Here is an 826-nt window from a genome sequence, read left to right on the forward strand (position 1 = left end):
CATGAAATAGATTTGATACGCACTCGCCTGCAACAAATTCTGGATGAAGACAGTGACAACGCATCAAAAGCGGATGCGATGTTAGGTTTGTTCTTAATGGGGCATGAACTTAGCAGCTCTCAAGTCATCGAAGTATTAGAAGAAGAATCAGATACATAAGGAAGCGCTTTGCCAACAACGTCGACCAATACTGAACCTACTCCCCTTCCTCTTATTATTGCAGGGCCTGTCCTGCGCAAAGTTACCGCGTCTGAAATCAACATTTGGCTAGTGACGACCAAGCCTCTTAAAGGCGTGGTTGAAATAATGAATGCAAGTACTCACAACGTATACACATCACAATCACTTGATGAACTTCAGCAGCTCCAAATAGGTCAGAGAGCGTGGGTAAGCTTACTCGCCATTAAAGGTGATTACCCAACTCATCAACCGCTTCGCTACCAAATTCAAACTCAAGATGGTCTATTGACTGAGCTGTTACCACATCTGAGCTATGAACAAGACCAACATTCACATCAAGGATTGGAGTTTGTGATCAGCGAGAAAGCCGATTACGTTCTTCATGGCTCTTGTCGAAATCCTCACCATTTTAGTCAAGACACTTTAGTCACTGCAGACGAAAAAGTCGCTAGCTTACGTGTTGATGAGCGACCAGACATGCTGATCATGAGTGGTGACCAAATTTATGCAGACCACGTAGCGGGGCCGACTTTGGACGCCATTGAGCAAGTCGTTAAGCTACTAGGATTACCAGACGAGCAATTTGAGCAAGCGCCCATTGCAGATACAAAAGCACTGTATAAACACCCAGATTGCTACTATGGAC

1 pseudogene is annotated in these 826 nt (G+C 44.7%); it reads left to right on the forward strand.

Annotated features, from left to right (window positions below):
* Positions 1–168: 168 nt before the first annotated feature.
* Positions 169–826, forward strand: a pseudogene (locus R7Q48_RS26195) (alkaline phosphatase family protein); the annotation flags it as partial.

Source organism: Vibrio sp. 378 (assembly GCF_033339435.1).